The 17,629-nt window shown below is 69.4% G+C and carries 15 protein-coding genes and 1 tRNA gene; 15 read left to right on the top strand and 1 reads right to left on the bottom strand.

The features are described from left to right. Nucleotides 1-143 precede the first annotated feature (143 nt). Complete coding sequence (locus tag JM664_RS14455) at nt 144-347, top strand: hypothetical protein (RefSeq protein WP_227420625.1); 204 nt, start codon at nt 144-146, stop codon at nt 345-347. Between the two features lie 12 nt (nt 348-359). On the opposite strand, the gene JM664_RS14450 is transcribed toward JM664_RS14455, so the two are convergent. Beyond that, entirely contained in the window at nt 360-575 is a 216-nt protein-coding gene (locus tag JM664_RS14450) for a hypothetical protein (protein WP_227420624.1), read from the bottom strand. A gap of 116 nt (nt 576-691) precedes the next feature. On the opposite strand from JM664_RS14450, the gene JM664_RS14445 reads away from it, so the two are divergent. From JM664_RS14445 to mnmH, 14 genes are all read left to right on the top strand, one after another. Further along, a complete protein-coding gene (locus JM664_RS14445; RefSeq protein ID WP_227420623.1) occupies nt 692-958 on the top strand; it encodes a DUF2312 domain-containing protein in 267 nt (88 codons plus the stop codon). Between the two features lie 128 nt (nt 959-1,086). Continuing rightward, a tRNA-Thr gene (locus JM664_RS14440) sits at nt 1,087-1,162 on the top strand. 182 nt (nt 1,163-1,344) lie between these two features. Continuing rightward, a complete protein-coding gene (locus JM664_RS14435; protein WP_227420622.1) occupies nt 1,345-2,433 on the top strand; it encodes an ABC transporter ATP-binding protein in 1,089 nt (362 codons plus the stop codon). Between the two features lie 3 nt (nt 2,434-2,436). Next, a complete protein-coding gene (locus JM664_RS14430) occupies nt 2,437-3,534 on the top strand; it encodes an ABC transporter ATP-binding protein (protein WP_227420621.1) in 1,098 nt (365 codons plus the stop codon). Next, a complete protein-coding gene (locus JM664_RS14425; RefSeq protein ID WP_227420620.1) occupies nt 3,531-4,403 on the top strand; it encodes a carbohydrate ABC transporter permease in 873 nt (290 codons plus the stop codon). Before JM664_RS14430 ends, JM664_RS14425 begins: the two co-directional genes overlap by 4 nt. Beyond that, complete coding sequence (locus JM664_RS14420; protein ID WP_227420619.1) at nt 4,400-5,278, top strand: carbohydrate ABC transporter permease; 879 nt, start codon at nt 4,400-4,402, stop codon at nt 5,276-5,278. Before JM664_RS14425 ends, JM664_RS14420 begins: the two co-directional genes overlap by 4 nt. A gap of 5 nt (nt 5,279-5,283) precedes the next feature. After that, the gene (locus JM664_RS14415; RefSeq protein ID WP_227420744.1) at nt 5,284-5,556 is read left to right on the top strand and encodes a DUF2160 domain-containing protein; all 273 of its coding nucleotides are present in this window, start codon (nt 5,284-5,286) and stop codon (nt 5,554-5,556) included. Between the two features lie 30 nt (nt 5,557-5,586). Further along, nucleotides 5,587-7,302, top strand: coding sequence for an ABC transporter substrate-binding protein (locus tag JM664_RS14410; RefSeq protein WP_227420618.1), 1,716 nt, complete (start codon nt 5,587-5,589; stop codon nt 7,300-7,302). Nucleotides 7,303-7,394: 92 nt separating this feature from the next. Continuing rightward, complete coding sequence (locus tag JM664_RS14405; RefSeq protein WP_406675814.1) at nt 7,395-8,513, top strand: iron-containing alcohol dehydrogenase; 1,119 nt, start codon at nt 7,395-7,397, stop codon at nt 8,511-8,513. 80 nt (nt 8,514-8,593) lie between these two features. Then, nucleotides 8,594-11,911: a transglutaminase family protein gene (locus JM664_RS14400; protein ID WP_227420616.1), complete on the top strand. Its 3,318-nt coding sequence runs from the start codon at nt 8,594-8,596 to the stop codon at nt 11,909-11,911. A 1-nt stretch (nt 11,912) separates the two neighbouring features. Beyond that, nucleotides 11,913-14,303, top strand: a complete 2,391-nt coding sequence (locus JM664_RS14395; RefSeq protein WP_227420615.1) for a circularly permuted type 2 ATP-grasp protein — start codon at nt 11,913-11,915, stop codon at nt 14,301-14,303. A gap of 10 nt (nt 14,304-14,313) precedes the next feature. Continuing rightward, entirely contained in the window at nt 14,314-15,192 is an 879-nt protein-coding gene (locus JM664_RS14390; RefSeq protein WP_227420614.1) for a transglutaminase family protein, read from the top strand. 88 nt (nt 15,193-15,280) lie between these two features. Next, nucleotides 15,281-16,537 carry a glycerate kinase type-2 family protein gene (locus JM664_RS14385; RefSeq protein WP_227420613.1) on the top strand — a complete coding sequence of 419 codons (1,257 nt, stop codon included), beginning with the start codon at nt 15,281-15,283 and terminating at the stop codon, nt 16,535-16,537. 45 nt (nt 16,538-16,582) lie between these two features. Continuing rightward, on the top strand, nt 16,583-17,629 hold the full coding sequence (gene mnmH, locus JM664_RS14380) for a tRNA 2-selenouridine(34) synthase MnmH (RefSeq protein ID WP_227420612.1): 1,047 nt from the start codon (nt 16,583-16,585) through the stop codon (nt 17,627-17,629).

The following is a 17,629-nucleotide window of genomic DNA, read 5'->3' as shown; positions in this document are numbered from 1 at the left end:
AGCGCGGACAGTACTGCCCGATTGAGCAGCCGGTGCGGCAAGCGCGCCAGAATGGCGCAGCAATTGTCATCCAGAATACGACTTCGATGTGTTACGAGGGAGTCGCCACGAGGGCGCCGACTCTGTGCAGGGAGGACGACGATATGAAGGCAGAGCCGAAGAGGATCTTCCTCGATGAAGTCGATACCATAGTGGACGCGATCCTCGCCGACCCGGCGCGCGCCGGAGAACTCAAGCACAGGCTGCGCATGGTGGTCGCCAATCCGAAGCCCGTGACCGGGAAGCGGAGCCGCAACGTGCCGAAGCAGGATCCGCTCGACGAGCTCTGGAACAACGTCCCGCTCTGACGGCCGGAACGACTAGCCCAGCAGTAACCCCGTCACGATCATCAGCAGTCCGAGGATCGAAGTCAGGAACGCGGCGAGGTTCACCCCGACCGCGTGTTGCAATGTCTTGCGCAGCTCCTCGTCGGACATGCCGCGGCGTTTGGCGCTTATGACACGCGTCACGCACCAGAGCAGTATGGCCAGCCCCGCCAGCGAGACGATCACACCCGGCCAGATGAGCCACTGCATCGCGACCTCCCGAAAACTCCGGGCGGAGATGAAGCGCATGGCGGCAGAATGCAAGCCTTGCGACGGTCCCGACGGCCAGTTACGACACCTGCCGATCCACCGGGCAGGAGGCAGAAATGGACGACGTCGTCGAGACGGGCGCAGAAGCCAGCTATCGCGTCACGGCCGAGGAGCTGCGGCAGTTCATCGAGCGCTACGAGCGGCTTGACGCCGAGAAGCGCGACATCGCCGAGCAGCAGAAGGAAGTTATGGCCGAGGCCAAAGGCCGCGGCTACGACACTAAGGTGCTGCGCAAGGTGATCGCGCTGCGCAAGCGCGACAAGGATGACATCGCCGAAGAGGAAGCCGTCCTGGACATGTACCGCCAGGCGCTCGGCATGTAGCGCGGCACATTCACCGGCGCGCAGACGCCTTGGTCCTCCGGCGGTGGCGGTTCGCCTCGGTGCGGATTTCGCCTGGGCGCGGATCTTGTGCGCCGCGGGGAATCGTCCTATCGCGGGTGCCGCCGGATGCCGGTTTAGCTCAGCTGGTAGAGCAGCGGTTTTGTAAACCGAAGGTCGGGGGTTCGAGTCCCTCAACCGGCACCACCCTTCCTTTCGATGCAGCTGAGACATGCAAGGGGCTAGCTGTCCCTGATCGTTGCGACTATCGTTCCTGAAAGGCGCGCTGAGAGACGCCGACGGGCCCGGAACGGCGCGAGACGAAGGGGGGCGATGCATCTGTCTCGGCGAATGGCGGAAGTCTGTCTCCCGACCACGGGAGGGCGGTCGTGACGCTCGAGCTGCGGGGACTGGCCAGGCGGGTCGGCGCGGACGCGCACATCCATCCGACCGACCTGACGCTCGAGGCGGGAACGATGAACGTCCTGCTCGGCCCGACGCTCGCGGGCAAGACGACGCTGATGCGCCTGATGGCGGGCCTCGACGCTCCCTCGGAGGGGCGACTCTACTGGCGCGGCGAGGACGTGACTGGCCGGCGGGTGCAGGACCGCGACGTTGCGATGGTCTACCAGCAGTTCATCAACTACCCGTCGATGAGCGTCTACGACAACATCGCCTCGCCGCTGCGCCTGATGGGCAGGTCCGCGGACGAAATCGACCGGACGGTGCGCGAGACGGCGTCGATGCTCAAGCTGACGCCGATGCTGGGGCGAAGGCCGCTGGAGCTGTCGGGCGGGCAGCAGCAGCGCTGCGCGATGGGGCGGGCGCTGGCCAAGGGGGCGGGGCTCGTCCTGCTCGACGAGCCGCTCGCGAACCTCGATTACAAGCTGCGCGAGGAGCTGCGCGAGGAGATCCCGCGCATCTTCGCCAAGTCAGGCGCCATCTTCGTCTACGCCACGACCGAGCCGGAGGAGGCGCTCCTGCTCGGCGGCAACGCGGCAGCGCTCTGGGAGGGGCGCGTGACGCAGTTCGGGCCGACGCCGCGTGTCTATCGACGCCCTGCCGACGCGACCACCGCACGCGTCTTCAGCGATCCGCCGATGAACTTCATGTCGCTCGAGAAGCGAGCCGGGATGCTCCGCTTCGGCGCGCAGGACGAGGTACCGGCGGCAGGGCGCTACGAGGCGCTGCCCGACGGGCGCTACAGCGCCGGTTTCCGGCCGAACCATCTGGAGCTCGAGCGGCACAATGCGGGCGCGCTGGAATTCGTCGCGCGCGTCGCGGTGAGCGAGATCACGGGATCGGAGACGTTCGTGCACCTCGACTATGCCGAGTGGCGCTGGGTCGGACTGATGCGCGGGGTGCGGCACCTGCCGCAGGGTTCGGAGGTGCGCGTCTACCTTTCGCCCGCCCACATCTATCTCTTCGACGGCGAGGGGCGCCTGGCGTCGGCCGCCCCATACGCGCAGGCGGCCTGACCCGTGGCCCGCATCACCCTCTCCGGCCTCGCCCATTCCTATGTCCCCGACCCGGCGGATCCGGACGACTGGGCGCTCAAGGAGCTGAACATGACGTGGCAGGACGGCAGCGCCTACGCGCTGCTCGGCGCGTCGGGCTGCGGCAAGTCGACCCTGCTCAACATCATCTCCGGCCTCCTGGCGCCCTCGCGCGGGCGCGTCTTCTTCGGCGAGACGGACGTCACCGACGCGCCGACGGCCGAGCGCAACATCGCGCAGGTGTTCCAGTTTCCCGTCGTCTACGACACGATGACGGTCCGCCAGAACCTCGCCTTTCCGCTGCGGAACCGCGGCGCCGACGCCGATTACGTGCGCAGGCGGGTGGAGAGCATCGCGGCGATGATCGGGATGGAGGCGGAACTCGACCGCAAGGCGCGGGGGCTGACCGCCGACGCCAAGCAGAAGATCAGCCTCGGCCGCGGCATGGTGCGCGAGGACGTGAGCGCTATCCTGTTCGACGAGCCGCTGACGGTCATCGACCCGCACATGAAGTGGGAGCTGAGGACCCAGCTCCGCGCCCTGCACCAGCAGTTCGGCCATACGATGATCTATGTCACCCACGACCAGACCGAGGCGCTGACCTTTGCCGACCGCGTGGTGGTGATGCACGACGGGCGCGTGGTGCAGACAGGCACGCCCGAGGAGCTCTTCGAGCGTCCGGAGCACACGTTCGTGGGCTACTTCATCGGCTCGCCCGGCATGAACCTGCTCGACGCGCAGGTCTTCGGCGACACCGCTTGGGTCGGCGATCACGCAGTGCCTCTCTCCGGCAACTATCGGCCGGTCCGCGGCCGGGTGCAGATCGGCATCAGGCCGGAGTTCGTCTCCCTGACCTCGGACGGCGAGGGGCTGCCCGTCGAGGTCAGCCGGGTCGAGGACGTCGGTCGCTACCGGATCGCACGCGCGCACCATGAGGGGGAGCCCGTCAACGCAGTCGTGGCGGAGGGTGCCGCCGTGGGCACCGGCCGGGCGCGGGCGGTCTTCGCACCGGAGCGCATCAACGTCTACGTCGAGGACTGGCGCGTCGCGCCCGAGGCGGAGCAGGGGAGGGCCGCGCGATGAACCGGACCGTCAACCAGAAGGCGTGGTTCCTGGTGCTGCCGGTCCTGGTGCTGGTGGCCTTCTCCGCTGTCATACCGCTGATGACGGTCGTCAACTACTCGGTGCAGGACTCGTTCGGCAACAACCAGTTCTTCTGGGCCGGGCTCGAATGGTTCGAGGAGATCCTGACATCGGAGCGGGTGCACAACGCCCTCGGGCGGCAGATCGTCTTCTCGGCGATCATCCTCGCGATCGAGGTGCCGCTCGGCATCCTCGTGGCGCTCTCCATGCCCAAGCGCGGCTTCTGGGCCTCGCTCTCCCTGGTGCTCATCGCGCTGCCGCTCCTGATCCCGTGGAACGTCGTGGGCACGATCTGGCAGATCTTCGGCCGGGTCGACATCGGCCTGCTTGGCTGGACCCTGCGCAATCTCGGCGTCGACTACAACTACACGCAGAACGCCCTCGACGCCTGGATAACCGTCATCGTCATGGACGTCTGGCACTGGACATCGCTCGTGGCGCTGCTGGCGTACGCCGGTCTGCAGTCGATCCCCGAGGCGTACTACCAGGCGGCCAAGATCGACCAGGCCAGCCGGTGGAGCGTTTTCCGCTATATCGAGCTGCCCAAGATGCAGGGCGTTCTGCTGATCGCGATCCTGCTGCGCTTCATGGACAGCTTCATGATCTACACGGAACCCTTCGTCGTGACCGGAGGCGGTCCCGGAAACGCGACCACGTTCCTGTCCATCGACCTCGTCAAGATGGCGCTGGGGCAGTTCGACCTCGGCCCCGCTGCGGCGTTCAGCCTGATGTACTTCCTCGTCATCCTGCTGATCTCGTGGGTGTTCTACACGGTGATGGTCAACCTCGACCGGCGGGGCGAGCGATGAGCAGCGCCGACACGACCGATATCCCCGGCGATCTGGCGCCGGACCGGGCGCGCGCACGGTCCGCGCGGCGCTGGCGGCCCTCCGGCTCCACGCTCGTGATGGTGCTCTACATCCTGTTCCTGATGCTGCCGATCTACTGGCTCATCAACATGAGCCTCAAGACCAACGCCGAGATCCTGGGCACCTTCTCGCTCTGGCCGCGCAACCCGACGCTGGCGAACTACCGCACGATCCTGACCGACGCGTCGTGGTACATGGGCTATGTGAACTCGCTCATCTACGTGGTGATGAACACGGTCATCTCGGTCGCCGTGGCGCTGCCCGCGGCCTACGCCTTCAGTCGCTACAGCTTCATGGGCGACAAGCACCTGTTCTTCTGGCTGCTCACCAACCGGATGGCGCCTCCCGCGGTCTTCGCGCTGCCGTTCTTCCAGCTTTACTCGTCGGTCGGGCTCTTCGACACGCACATCGCCGTGGCGCTGGCGCACTGCCTCTTCAACGTGCCGCTGGCGGTCTGGATTCTCGAGGGCTTCATGCGCGGCGTACCGCGCGAGATCGACGAGACCGCCTACATCGACGGCTACTCGTTCCCGAAGTTCTTCGTGAAGATCTTCATGCCGCTCATCGCGTCGGGAATCGGCGTCGCCGCGTTCTTCTGCTTCATGTTTTCGTGGGTCGAGCTGCTGCTGAGCCGGACGCTGACCAGCGTCGACGCCAAGCCGATCGCCGCCACCATGACCCGGACCGTCTCGGCGTCGGGCCTCGACTGGGGCGTCCTTGCCGCCGCCGGCGCGCTGACGCTGATTCCCGGTGCGCTCGTAGTCTTTTTCGTGCGCAACTACATCGCCAAGGGCTTCGCCTTGGGGAGGGTTTGATGGACTTGTCGTGGATGGCATGGACGTGGCCGACGGCGGCGTTCTTCGGCTCCATTGCGGCGGTCCTAGTGGGTTTCACCATCCTGGCGATCCGCTACCCCGAGACACCGCGAGTGGGCGTGTTGGGGATCGAGACGACGCGGGGCGACCGGCTCTTCATCACGCTGCTCGGCTCGGCCTTCATAAATCTCGGCTGGCTCGGACTGACCGACCTGCCGCAGTGGCAGGCGCTGATACTTTGTGCGCTCTACGCGGCGGCCGTGTTCCGCTGGGTCTGAAGATAGTCAATAAAGAGGGAGGAATGAGAAATGATACCCGGACTGAGAACGACGACGGCCCTCGGGCTCGTCGCGGGCTTGCTGGCCGCGCCGGCCTTCGCCGGCATGGAAGAGGCCCGGCAGTTCCTCGACGAGGAGATCGGCGACCTGTCGGTGCTCTCCCGCGAGGAGCAGGAGCAGGAGATGCAGTGGTTCGTCGATGCCGCGGAGCCCTTCGCCGGCATGAACGTCAACGTGGTGTCCGAGACGATTACCACGCATGAGTACGAGAGCCAGGTCCTCGCCCCCGCCTTCACCGCGATTACCGGCATCAACGTCACTCACGACCTGATCGGCGAGGGCGACGTCGTCGAGAAGCTGCAGACGCAGATGCAGTCGGGCGAGAACATCTACGACGCCTACGTCAACGACAGCGACCTGATCGGCACCCACTGGCGCTATCAGCAGGCGCGCAGCCTGACCGACTGGATGGCGAACGAGGGCGCCGACGTGACGAGCCCGACGCTGGACCTCGAGGACTTCATCGGCCTGCAGTTCACCACCGGGCCCGACGGCGATCTCTACCAGCTGCCCGACCAGCAGTTCGCCAACCTCTACTGGTTCCGCCACGACTGGTTCACCGACCCCGAGATCATGGCCGAATTCGAGGAGGAATACGGCTACGAGCTCGGCGTTCCGGTCAACTGGTCGGCCTACGAGGACATCGCGGAGTTCTTCACCGGCCGCGAGATCGACGGCCAGCAGGTCTATGGCAACATGGACTACGGCAAGAAGGACCCGAGCCTCGGCTGGCGCTTCACCGACGCCTGGATGTCGATGGCCGGCATGGGCGACAAGGGCGAACCGAACGGCCTGCCGGTCGACGAGTGGGGCATCCGCGTCAACGAGGCGAGCCAGCCGACCGGCTCGTGCATGGCGCGCGGCGGCGCGACCAACTCGCCGGCGGCGGTCTACGCCATCGAGAAGTATGTCGACTGGCTCAAGAACTACGCGCCTCCGGCCGCGGCGGGCATGACCTTCTCCGAGGCGGGGCCGGTTCCCGCGCAGGGCAACATCGCCCAGCAGATGTTCATGTACACGACCTTCGTCCCGTCGCTCGTGGAGGAGGGGCTGCCGATCATGAACGAGGACGGCACGCCCAAGTGGCGACTCGCTCCGTCGCCGCACGGCGCTTACTGGGAAGAGGGCATGAAGGTCGGCTATCAGGACGTGGGCTCCTGGACGATCCTCAAGTCCACGCCCGAGGACCGCGCCAAGGCCGCCTGGCTCTACGCGCAGTTCGTGACGTCCAAGACCGTGGACACCAAGAAGAGCCACGTCGGCCTGACCTTCATCCGAGAGTCGACGATCGATCACGAGAGCTTCACCGAGCGTGCGCCGAAGCTCGGCGGCCTGGTGGAGTTCTACCGCTCGCCCGACCGCGTGCGCTGGTCCCCGACGGGAACGAACGTTCCGGACTACCCGCGCCTCGCGCAGCTCTGGTGGCAGAATATCGGCGACGCCTCCTCGGGCGCGAAGTCGGCGCAGGAGGCGCTCGACGCGCTGTGCGAGCAGCAGGAGCAGGTGCTCGAGCGGCTCGAGCGGGCCGGCATCCAGGGGGAGCTCGGTCCAAAGCTGAACGAGGAGCAGGACCCGGAATACTGGCTGAGCCAGCCCGGCGCGCCGAAGCCGAAGCTCGAGAACGAGGATCCGGAGCCCGAGACGATCACTTACGAGGATCTGATCCAGTCGTGGCAGCAGGGCTGAGCATTGGCGAAGGCGGCTGATTGCCTGCCAACCGGGGCGCGGGAGGTCACTTCCGCGCCTCATCTTTGCCGCTCCGCGAGGATCTGGGCATGATCGCGCCATTTACCTTCGCCACTGTCGACCGCCTCAGGTTCGGGCGCGGCGTCGCGGCCGAGGCGTCGGATGTGGTGGCCAGGCGGGGAGAGCGTGTGCTGCTGGTCCACGGGCGCAGCACCGCGCGCGCGGCGTGGCTGGTCGAGGCGCTCGACGCTCGCGGCCTGCTTGCGCAGACGTACGCCTGCACCGCAGAACCGGACCTCGACATGCTGCTCGCGGCGCTCGACGTCGCGCGTGAGGCGCGTGCCGACTGCGTCGTCGCACTCGGTGGCGGCGCGGCCGTAGACCTCGGCAAGGCGGTTGCCGCTCTGGCACCCGCTGCCGGCGCGCCGCTTGACCATCTGGAGGTGGTCGGCGCCGGCCGCCCGCTCGAGGCGGAGCCGCTGCCGTTCGTCGCCCTGCCGACCACAGCCGGAACCGGCGCCGAGATGACCCGCAACGCGGTCATTGGCGTGCCGGAGCATCGGCGAAAGGTCAGCCTGCGCGACGAGCGGATGCTGGCGGACGTCGCGTTGGTGGACCCGGCGCTGACCGATGGCTGCCCACGCGCAGTGACGCTCGCAAGCGGCCTCGATGCTCTTGTGCAGGTGATCGAGCCCTACTGCTCGACGCGCGCAAACCCGCTCACCGACGCGATCTGTAGGCCGGCGATCCCGATGGCGCTCGACGCGCTGCCCCGGCTGATGGAGGACGAAGACGCTGAGGCACGCGACAGGATGGCGTGGGTCAGCGTGGCGGGTGGGATCGCCCTCGCCAACTCGGGCCTGGGCGTGATCCACGGACTGGCGGGGCCGATCGGCGGTATGACCAGCGCGTCGCACGGTGCCATCTGCGGCGCGCTCCTGCCGCACGGGCTCAGGGCGAACCTCCGCGCGCTCGGCCGGACCGGCCGGCTGGACGAGGTGGAGCGCCTCATCGCCGGCCGCTTCGGCGGCATCGACGGGCTGGAGCGCTGGATGCACGACAGCGGCCTGCCGCGCCTGTCGGCACTCGGGGTCCGAGCCGCGGACCACGTGGCGCTCGCGGAGGCCGCGCTCGGCTCGTCCTCGATGAGGGCGAACCCTGCGCCGCTGAATCAGCGTGCCGTCGCGGCAATCCTCGCGGACGCGGGATGAGCGCCGCAAGACGAAAGCCTGTGGTGCCGCGGCGGGAAGTGTGAAAGCCTCGCCTCAGTTCAGAAACGAATGTCCTGCCCATGTCGATCAAGGCCGCGATCCACCACCTGACCCACTACGTCTACGACCGGCCGGTGACGCTCGGCCCGCAGATCATCCGGCTCCGCCCCGCGCCGCACAGCCGCACCCGCGTCATCAGCCACAGCCTGAAGGTCAGCCCCGCCGGACACTTCGTGAACCACCAGCAGGATCCCTACGGCAATTGGCTGGCGCGCTATGTCTTCCCCGATCCCGTGCGGGAGCTGCGGATCGAGGTCGACCTCGTCGCGGACATGACGGTTTACAACCCGTTCGACTTCTTCGTGGAGGAGCGGGCGGAGACCTGGCCCTTCGACTATCCCGAGGAGCTTGCGGGCGACCTTGCCATTTATCTTGCGAGGGAGCCGGCTGGACCGCGCCTGACCGAGTGGCTGGCCGGCGTGGACCGGACCGAGTTGAGGACGGTGGACTTCGTCGTCGGCCTCAACAGCCGGCTCTCGAACGAGATCGACTACCTGATCCGCATGGAGCCCGGCGTGCAGACGCCGGAGGAGACGCTTGAGCGCGGATCCGGCTCGTGCCGCGACACGTCGTGGCTGCTGGTGCAGATCCTGCGGCACCTCGGCCTCGCGGCGCGGTTCTGCTCAGGCTATCTGATCCAGCTCAAGCCCGACGTCGAGGCGCTCGACGGGCCGAAGGGAACGGACCATGACTTTACCGACCTGCACGCCTGGGCCGAGGTGTTCCTGCCGGGCGCCGGCTGGATCGGCCTCGACCCGACCTCCGGCCTGCTGACGGGCGAGAGCCACATTCCGCTCGCCGCCACGCCGCACTACCGCAACGCCGCCCCGATCAGCGGGATGGCGAGCGCTGCCAACGTCGATTTCCACTTCGACATGAGCGTCGAGCGGGTGGCCGAGCATCCGCGCATCACCAAACCCTTCGACGACGACGCCTGGGCCGATCTCGACGCGCTGGGCCACAAGGTGGACGAGGCGCTCAAGGACGGCGACGTTCGCCTGACGATGGGCGGCGAGCCGACCTTCGTCTCGATCGACGACTTCGAGAGCGACGAGTGGAACACCGCCGCCGTCGGTCCCCGGAAGCGCGCGCTGGCCGACCGGCTGATCCGCCGGCTGCGCGACCGCTTCGCGCCAGGCGGGTTCCTGCATTACGGGCAGGGCAAGTGGTATCCGGGCGAGACGCTGCCGCGCTGGACCTTCAGCCTCTACTGGCGCCGCGACGGCCAGCCGATCTGGCAGGACCCGGCGACGATCGCGCCGGAGGAGACGGACGCGCAGCCGACGCCGGCCGACGCCGAGGCGCTGACGGTGGGCATCGCCGAGGAACTGGGGCTGGAGCCGGACTACGTGGCGCCGGCCTACGAGGACCCGGCGGAGTGGCTGCTCAAGGAAGCGCGCTTGCCCGACAACGTGACGCCCGAGAACAGCGAGCTCGAGGACCCCGAGGCGCGCCACCGCATCGCCGCGGTGTTCGACCGCGGCCTGACCACGCCCGCGGGCTACGTCCTGCCGGTGCAGCGCTGGCAGGCTCGCGACGCCGGGCGCGGCTGGCGCTCGGAGCGGTGGAAGCTGCGCCGCGACAAGATTTACCTCGTGCCGGGCGACAGCCCCGTCGGCTACCGCCTACCGCTCGAGTCGCTGCCCTACGTGCCGCCGTCGCAATACCCCTACACCAACATCGCCGACCCGACCGAGCCGCGCGGGCCGCTGCCCGACACGCCGGGGCAGGAGGGGCGGGCGCAGATGGCCGCGCATTTCGCCGGCGAGAGCGTGCGCCAGGACCGGGTCGAGCAGCATCTGGGAGAGATCGGCGGCGCCGTTCGCACCGCGATCTCGGTCGAGCCGCGCCACGGCCGCCTGACCGTCTTCATGCCGCCGGTCGAGCGGGTCGAGGACTATCTGGAGCTGATCGCCGCAGCCGAGGCCGCGGCGAAGACGCAGGGCGTCCAGGTCCACATCGAGGGCTACGCTCCGCCGCCCGACCCGCGGCTGAACGTCATCCGCGTGGCGCCCGACCCCGGCGTGATCGAGGTCAACGTCAACCCGGCGGCGAGCTGGGACGAGTGCAAGGAGATCACGCACGGGGTCTACGAGGAGGCGCGGCAGTCTCGTCTCGGCGCCGACAAGTTCATGATCGACGGCAAGCACACCGGCACCGGCGGCGGCAACCACGTCGTCGTCGGCGGGCGCACGACGCTCGACAGCCCGTTTCTGCGCCGGCCGGACCTGCTGAAGTCGCTCGTCCTCTACTGGCAGCGGCACCCGTCGCTCAGCTACCTCTTCTCCGGCCTCTTTATCGGCCCGACAAGCCAAGCCCCGCGGGTCGACGAGGCGCGACACGACGGCCTCTACGAAATGGAGATCGCGCTGGCGCAGATCCCTGCGCCGGGGGAAGGCGAGACGCCGTTTCCGTGGCTCGTGGACCGGCTGCTCAGGAACATGCTGGTCGACGTCACCGGCAACACCCACCGGGCCGAGATCTGCATCGACAAGCTCTATTCGCCCGACGGGCCGACGGGACGCCTCGGCCTCGTCGAGTTCCGCGGCTTCGAGATGCCGCCCGACCCGCGCATGAGCCTCGCCCAGCAGCTCCTGATCCGGGCGATCATCGCCCGCCTGTGGCAGGACCCGCTGCGCGGTCAGCTCACCCGCTGGGGCACCACGCTGCACGACCGCTTCATGCTGCCGCACTACGTCTGGGCCGACTTCCTCGAGGTGCTGGACGACCTGACCGACCACGGCTTTCCGATGCGCCCCGACTGGTTCGAGGCGCAGGCCGAGTTCCGCTTCCCGTTCTGTGGCGAGACCGAGGCCGACGGCGTCCGGCTCGAGCTGCGCCAGGCGCTGGAGCCGTGGCACGTGCTGGGCGAAACGGGCGCGATCGGCGGGACGGTCCGCTATACCGACAGCTCGACCGAGCGGCTTCAGGTCAAGCTGAGCGCCGCCGACCCCAGTCGCTACGCCGTCACCTGCAACCGCCGCCGCGTGCCCCTGACGCAGACCGAGACGAACGGCGTCAGCGTCGGCGGCGTGCGTTACAAGGCGTGGCAACCGGCGAGTGCGCTGCACCCAGTGCTGGAGCCCGACGCTCCACTGACCTTCGACATCTTCGACACCTGGACCGGCCGCGCGCTCGGCGGATGCGTCTACCACGTGGCGCATCCGGGCGGGCGCAGCTACGACACTTTTCCGGTCAATAACAACGAGGCAGAGGCTCGCAGACTGGCGCGGTTCGAGCCGCACGGCCACACGCCCGGCGCCTATGCGCCAGCGCCCGACCGGCCCCACCCCGAGTTCCCGATGACGCTGGACCTGCGCCGGCCGGCCGGTCTCTGAAGTGGCGGTTGCCGCGCCCGAGGGCGACCGGCTCGAGGGCCTGCTTCACGGGTATCGGCCGGTCGACGGCACTCCGGACGAACTCATCGGACCGGACGGAAAGGTGCGGCCTGTATGGTCGACCCTGATCGAGCAGATTGCCTCGGCCTCCGGCGACGATCTCGGCCGGCGCGCCGCTCGGGCGGACCAGTATCTGCGCGACGCCGGCGTCTTCTTCCGCAGCTACGACACGAGGACTGCGCCAGAGCGGGCATGGCCGCTCTCGCACCTTCCCGTCCTGATTCACGAGCGGGAGTGGCGCGGCATTGAGGCGGGGCTGAAGCAGCGCGCCGACGTGCTCGAGGCGCTCTGCGCCGACCTCTACGGTCCTAACCGGCTGGTGGAGGAGGGGCATCTGCCCGCGTCGCTCGTGGGGGACAATCGCGAATGGCTCCGCCCCCTCGTCGGCGTACGACCGCGGGGGGGGCACTTCCTCCACTTCGTCGCGTTCGAGATCGGCCGCGGCCCGGACGGCGCCTGGTGGGTGCTGGGCGACCGGACGCAGGCGCCCTCGGGCGCGGGTTTCGCGCTCGAAAATCGCATCGCCACCACGCGGGCCTTCTCCGACGTCTACGGCCAGCTGAACGTGCACAGGCTGGCTTCGTTCTTCCGCATCTTCCGCGAGGCGCTGCTTGGCCTGCGCGGCGATACACCGAGCCGGGTCGCGATCCTGACGCCGGGGCAGGGGAGCGACACCTATCTCGAGCAGGCCTACATCGCCCGCTATCTCGGCCTGATGCTGCTCGAGGGCGAGGATCTGGCCGTGCGCGACGGTCAGCTGATGGTCCGCACCGTCTCTGGCCTGAAGCCGGTCAGCGTGATCTGGCGTCGTCTCGACGCCAACTGGTGCGACCCGCTCGAACTCGACGAGAGCTCTCAGATCGGTACGGCGGGCCTGGTCCAGGCAATCCGCGGCGGCTGCGTCACCTCTGTCAACGCGCTTGGCGCGGGCGTCCTCGAGACGCGCGCCTTCCTCGCCTTCCTGCCGCGTATCGCGGAGGTCCTGACGGGGCAGCCGCTCAGGATGCCCAACATCGCCACATGGTGGTGCGGCGGCGAGGCCGAGCGGGCGCACGTCAAGGCCAACGCCGACGCGATGACGCTGAGCGACGCGCGCTCGAACCGGCTGCCCTTCGAGTCCGACGCGCCGTTCGACTTCGGCGGCTTCGAGGGTTCCGGGCGCGCCGCCTGGATCGACGCCGAGGGACCGCGGCTGGTGGCGCAGGAGGCGGTCCGCCTCTCGAGCACGCCGGTGCTCACGCGCGATGGCCGGATTGCCCCGCGCCCGATGAGCCTTCGTGTATTCCTCGCGCGGACGCCGGACGGCTGGCACGTGATGCCGGGTGGTTTCGCGCGCATCGGCACGCCCGGAGATCCGCTGGTGGTCGCCATGCGGCGCGGCGGGCAGGTGGCCGACGTCTGGATCGTGGCGGACGAGCGCGTGCCGGCAGAGACTATGCTGCCTACCGCCGCCGACCCCTTCAGCCGGAGCCAACCCGGTCTGCTGCCGTCGCGCGCCGCCGACAACCTCACATGGATGGGCCGCTACGTTGAACGGGCGGAGGCGCTCCTGCGCCTGCTGCGCGCCTACCACGCGCGCCTCCACGACACGGGAGCGAACGAGGCGCCGCTCGTCGCGCTCATCGAGGAGCACCTCGAGGAGATGGGTGCCGATGCCTCGCAAACCATCCCCGACGCCCTGCACGACGCGCTCGCCTTCGCGGTGGGCAGCGCCAGCCGGGTGCGCGACCGCTTCTCGCCCGACGGCTGGACCGCGCTGACCCAGCTCGTCGCCGCGGCGAACGACGCGGCAGAGACCGCGCGTCCGGGGGACGACGCGGTGCGCGCGATCGGGGACTTACTGCGCCGGCTCTCGAGCTTCCACGGGCTGGTCCAGGACAACATGTACCGCTTCATCGGCTGGCGATTTCTCGGCATCGGCCGCGCGCTGGAGCGGGGCTGGACGATGGCCGGCGCGCTCGCGACATTCGCCGACCCGGACGCGCCGCCGGGCGGACTCGACCTCGCGATCGAGCTCGGCGACAGCGTCATCTCGCACCGCCGCCGCTATGCCGTCTCGACCAACCGCGAGACGGTGATGGACCTCCTGGCGCTAGACCCGCTCAACCCGCGCTCCGTCCTGCACCAGCTGGACCGCATCCGCGAGCACATGGACTTCCTGCCCGGCGCCGCGCCGCACCGGCAGATGACCGAGCTGCAGCGCGCCGTCCTCGTGGCCCACACCGGGCTTGCCGTGCAGACGCCGGCCGAGCTCGACAGCGCCGGCCTGCGGGAGGTGCAGCGGCGGATCGAGGGGCTGGCCGACATCCTCTCCGCCACGTACCTGAAGTGAAGGAGCGCGCGTGCTCTACGACGTCGGCCTGACGATCAGCTACGAGTATGACGGCCCCGCCAGCTCGGGTCGCCACGTGCTGCGCCTGCGGCCCCTCGAACTCGGGGCGGAGCAGCGGGTGATCGCCTCGCGCCTCATGGTAGAGCCGGAGCCGACGGAGAGCGTGGAGGCGACGGACTTCTTCGGCACCGCGACGCGCACCGTCGCCTTCGATCGCCCGCACGAGCACGCGCTGTTCCAGCTCAAGGCGCGGGTCCGGCGCGAGCCGCGTGGCGCGCTGCTCGACATGTCGCCCGATGCGGCGGGGCTGGCGCGCGAGATCGCGCTGCATCGCAGTCTTTCGCCCGACGCGCCGCACCATTTCGCCGGCGCCTCGCCGCGCGTCGTGGTGGACACGGTGATGACGGACTGGGCGCGCCGTACCGCGCGCGAGGCGCGAACGGTCTACGAGGCGGTCCAGGCGGTGGGCCGGGCGTTGATGGCCGAGATGAAGTTCGACCCCGACGCGACGCAGGTCGACACGCCCGCGCGCGAAGCGTTCGACGCGCGTCACGGGGTCTGCCAGGATTTTACCCACATCATGATCGCCTGCCTGCGCGGCATCGGCATTCCGGCGGGCTACGTCAGCGGCTTCATCCGCACGATCCCGCCACCGGGGAAGGAGCGGCTGGAGGGTGCGGACGCAATGCATGCCTGGGTCCGCGCCTGGTGCGGCATCGAGATGGGCTGGGTCGAGTACGACCCGACGAACGCAATGCTGGCAGGTGCGGACCACATCGTCGTCGCCTACGGTCGGGATTACGCCGACGTCGCCCCGGTCCGCGGCGTGACGCGCAGTGCCGGCGGCCAGTCGACGACGCACGCGGTGGACGTGATCCCGCTCGACTGACCGCGCTTGTGCCGCCGCTCCCCTCCATGCGAGATGCCGCAACTTTTTCTCCCGCCCGAAGAGGAGCGGGACCGTACGGAGGAAATCGATGGAGCGGCGTGACTTCCTGCGGAGGCTCTTCGACACCGCTGTCGCGGCGGCCGACCCGATGCGGATCATCCCCGAGGCGCTGCCGGAGCGGCCGGATCGGGTGACGGTGATCGGCGCGGGCAAGGCCTCCGCGCGCATGGCCGAGGCGGTGGAGTCCGCGTGGGGGCCTTGCCCCGGCCTAGTCATCACGCGCTACGGGCACGCGCGTCCCTGCGAGGGGATCGAGGTGGTGGAGGCAGGCCACCCGACGCCGGACGAGGCGGGCGTGGAGGTGACGCAGCGGATCCTGCGCCTCGTGCGCAAGTTGGGGGACGGGGACACGCTGCTCGCGCTGATCTCGGGCGGCGGCTCGGCGCTTCTCTGTGCACCTGCGCCTGGCATCACGCTGACCGACAAGCAGGAGGTCAGCGCCGCGCTGATGGCGGCGGGTGCGCCGATCGGCGAGCTCAACGCGGTGCGGAAGCAGCTGAGCGCGGTCAAGGGCGGCCGTCTTGCCGCCGCCGCGTGGCCCGCGCGCGTGCTGACGCTGATGATCTCGGATGTTCCGGGCGATGCGGCCGGCGACATCGCCAGCGGTCCGACGGTGGGCGAGCCGGGCAGCGCGGCAGGTGCGCTGGAGATCCTGCGCCGCCGCGGGGTCGAGATCCCGGAACGGGTCGAGGCCCTTCTCGGCGGCGGGACGACCACGGTTCCCCCGGGAGATGCGCGCCTTCTGCGGACCGAAAACCGGGTGGTGGCGGAGCCGGGACGCTCGCTCGCCGCCGCGGCTGAGCAGGCCCGGGCCGAGGGCGTGGAGCCGGTCGACCTCGGCGACACGCTCGAGGGCGAGGCGCGCGAGCTCGCGGTTCGGCAGGTGCGCGAGGCGCTGGACCGCCAGAGGCGCATGGCGTCCGGCGACCGGCCGCAGGTCCTGCTGAGCGGCGGCGAATGCACCGTCACGGGCCGTGGCGACGGGTCGGGCGGGCCGAACGCCGAATTCGCGCTCGCGGCCGCGCTCGAGATCGGCGGGCGAGGCGGCATCCACGTCCTCGCCTGCGACACCGACGGCGTCGACGGCGCGGCAGAGATCGCGGGCGCCGTCGCTGGACCGGACACGCTCGAACGCGCCCGCGCCGCGGGACGCGACCCGGAGGACGCGCTCAGGCGACACGACAGCCACGGGTTCTTCGCCGCCATAGGCGGCGGCGTCGTCACCGGGCCGACGCTGACGAACGTCAACGACTTCCGCGCGATCCTGGTGGAGCCAGCGGCCTGATGCTCGCGCTTCCGCTCCGGGCCTCGCGCGGCTAAGGGGAGCCATATGTCACTCCCCGTCCGCGCGCCTTCCGACCTGCTGCACCACGGCTTCGACACGCTGATCGACGTGCGCTCGCCCTCGGAGTTCGCCGAGGACCGGGTGCCGGGCGCGGTCAACCTGCCGGCGCTCAGCGACACTGAGCGGGCGCGCGTGGGCACGATCTACGTTCAGGAGGACCCGTTCCTCGCGCGCAAGATCGGCGCGGCGCTGGTGGCGCGCAACGCCGCGGCGCACCTTGAGGGGCCGCTTGCCGACATGGGCGGCGGGTGGCGGCCGCTCGTCTATTGCTGGCGCGGGGGCCAGCGCTCCGGCTCGATCGCCACGATCCTGTCGCAGGTCGGCTGGCGCGCCGAGACGGTTGAGGGCGGCTACCAGAGCTGGCGCCGCGCGGTGGTCGAGGCGCTGTACCGGCAGGCGTGGCCGGGCCGCGTCGTCCTGCTCGACGGCAACACGGGAACGGCCAAGACCGACATCCTGAGCCGCTTGGCGAGGCGCGGCGTGCAGGTGCTGGACCTCGAGGGGCTCGCGGCACACCGCGGCTCGGTCTTCGGCGCCGTTTCCCGGCCACAGCCGAGCCAGAAGGCGTTCGAGACTGCCATCGTCGAGGCGACCGACGCGCTCGACCCGGCGCGGCCGCTGCTGGTCGAGGCGGAGTCGAGCAAGATCGGCGAGCGGCTGATCCCGCCTGCGCTCTGGAAGGCAATGCGGGGTGCGCCGCGGATCGTCGTCGAGGCGCCGGTCGAGGCGCGAAGCGCGTACCTCGTCCGCGCCTATGCCGATGTAGCCTCCGACCAGGACACCCTCCTGACGACAATCGGCAACCTCAGGCGCCTCTGCGGCGCGGAAGTGGTGGTTCGCTGGGAAGGGCTGGCACAGGAGGGCCAGCACGGCACCCTCGCTCGGGAGTTGATGGAGCGGCACTATGACCCGCGCTACGCCAAGTCGCGCGGCGAGATCGACGTGGCGGCAACGGTGTGGAGCGATTCGCTGGACGATGCATCGCTCGACCGCCTCGCGGGAGAGGTCGAGCGGGCACTGCAACAGCTCTGA

Source organism: Roseitranquillus sediminis (genome assembly GCF_016918935.1).
GTDB classification, from domain to species: Bacteria; Pseudomonadota; Alphaproteobacteria; order Rhodobacterales; family Rhodobacteraceae; genus Roseitranquillus; species Roseitranquillus sediminis.
This window is presented reverse-complemented; position numbering and strand designations above follow the sequence as displayed.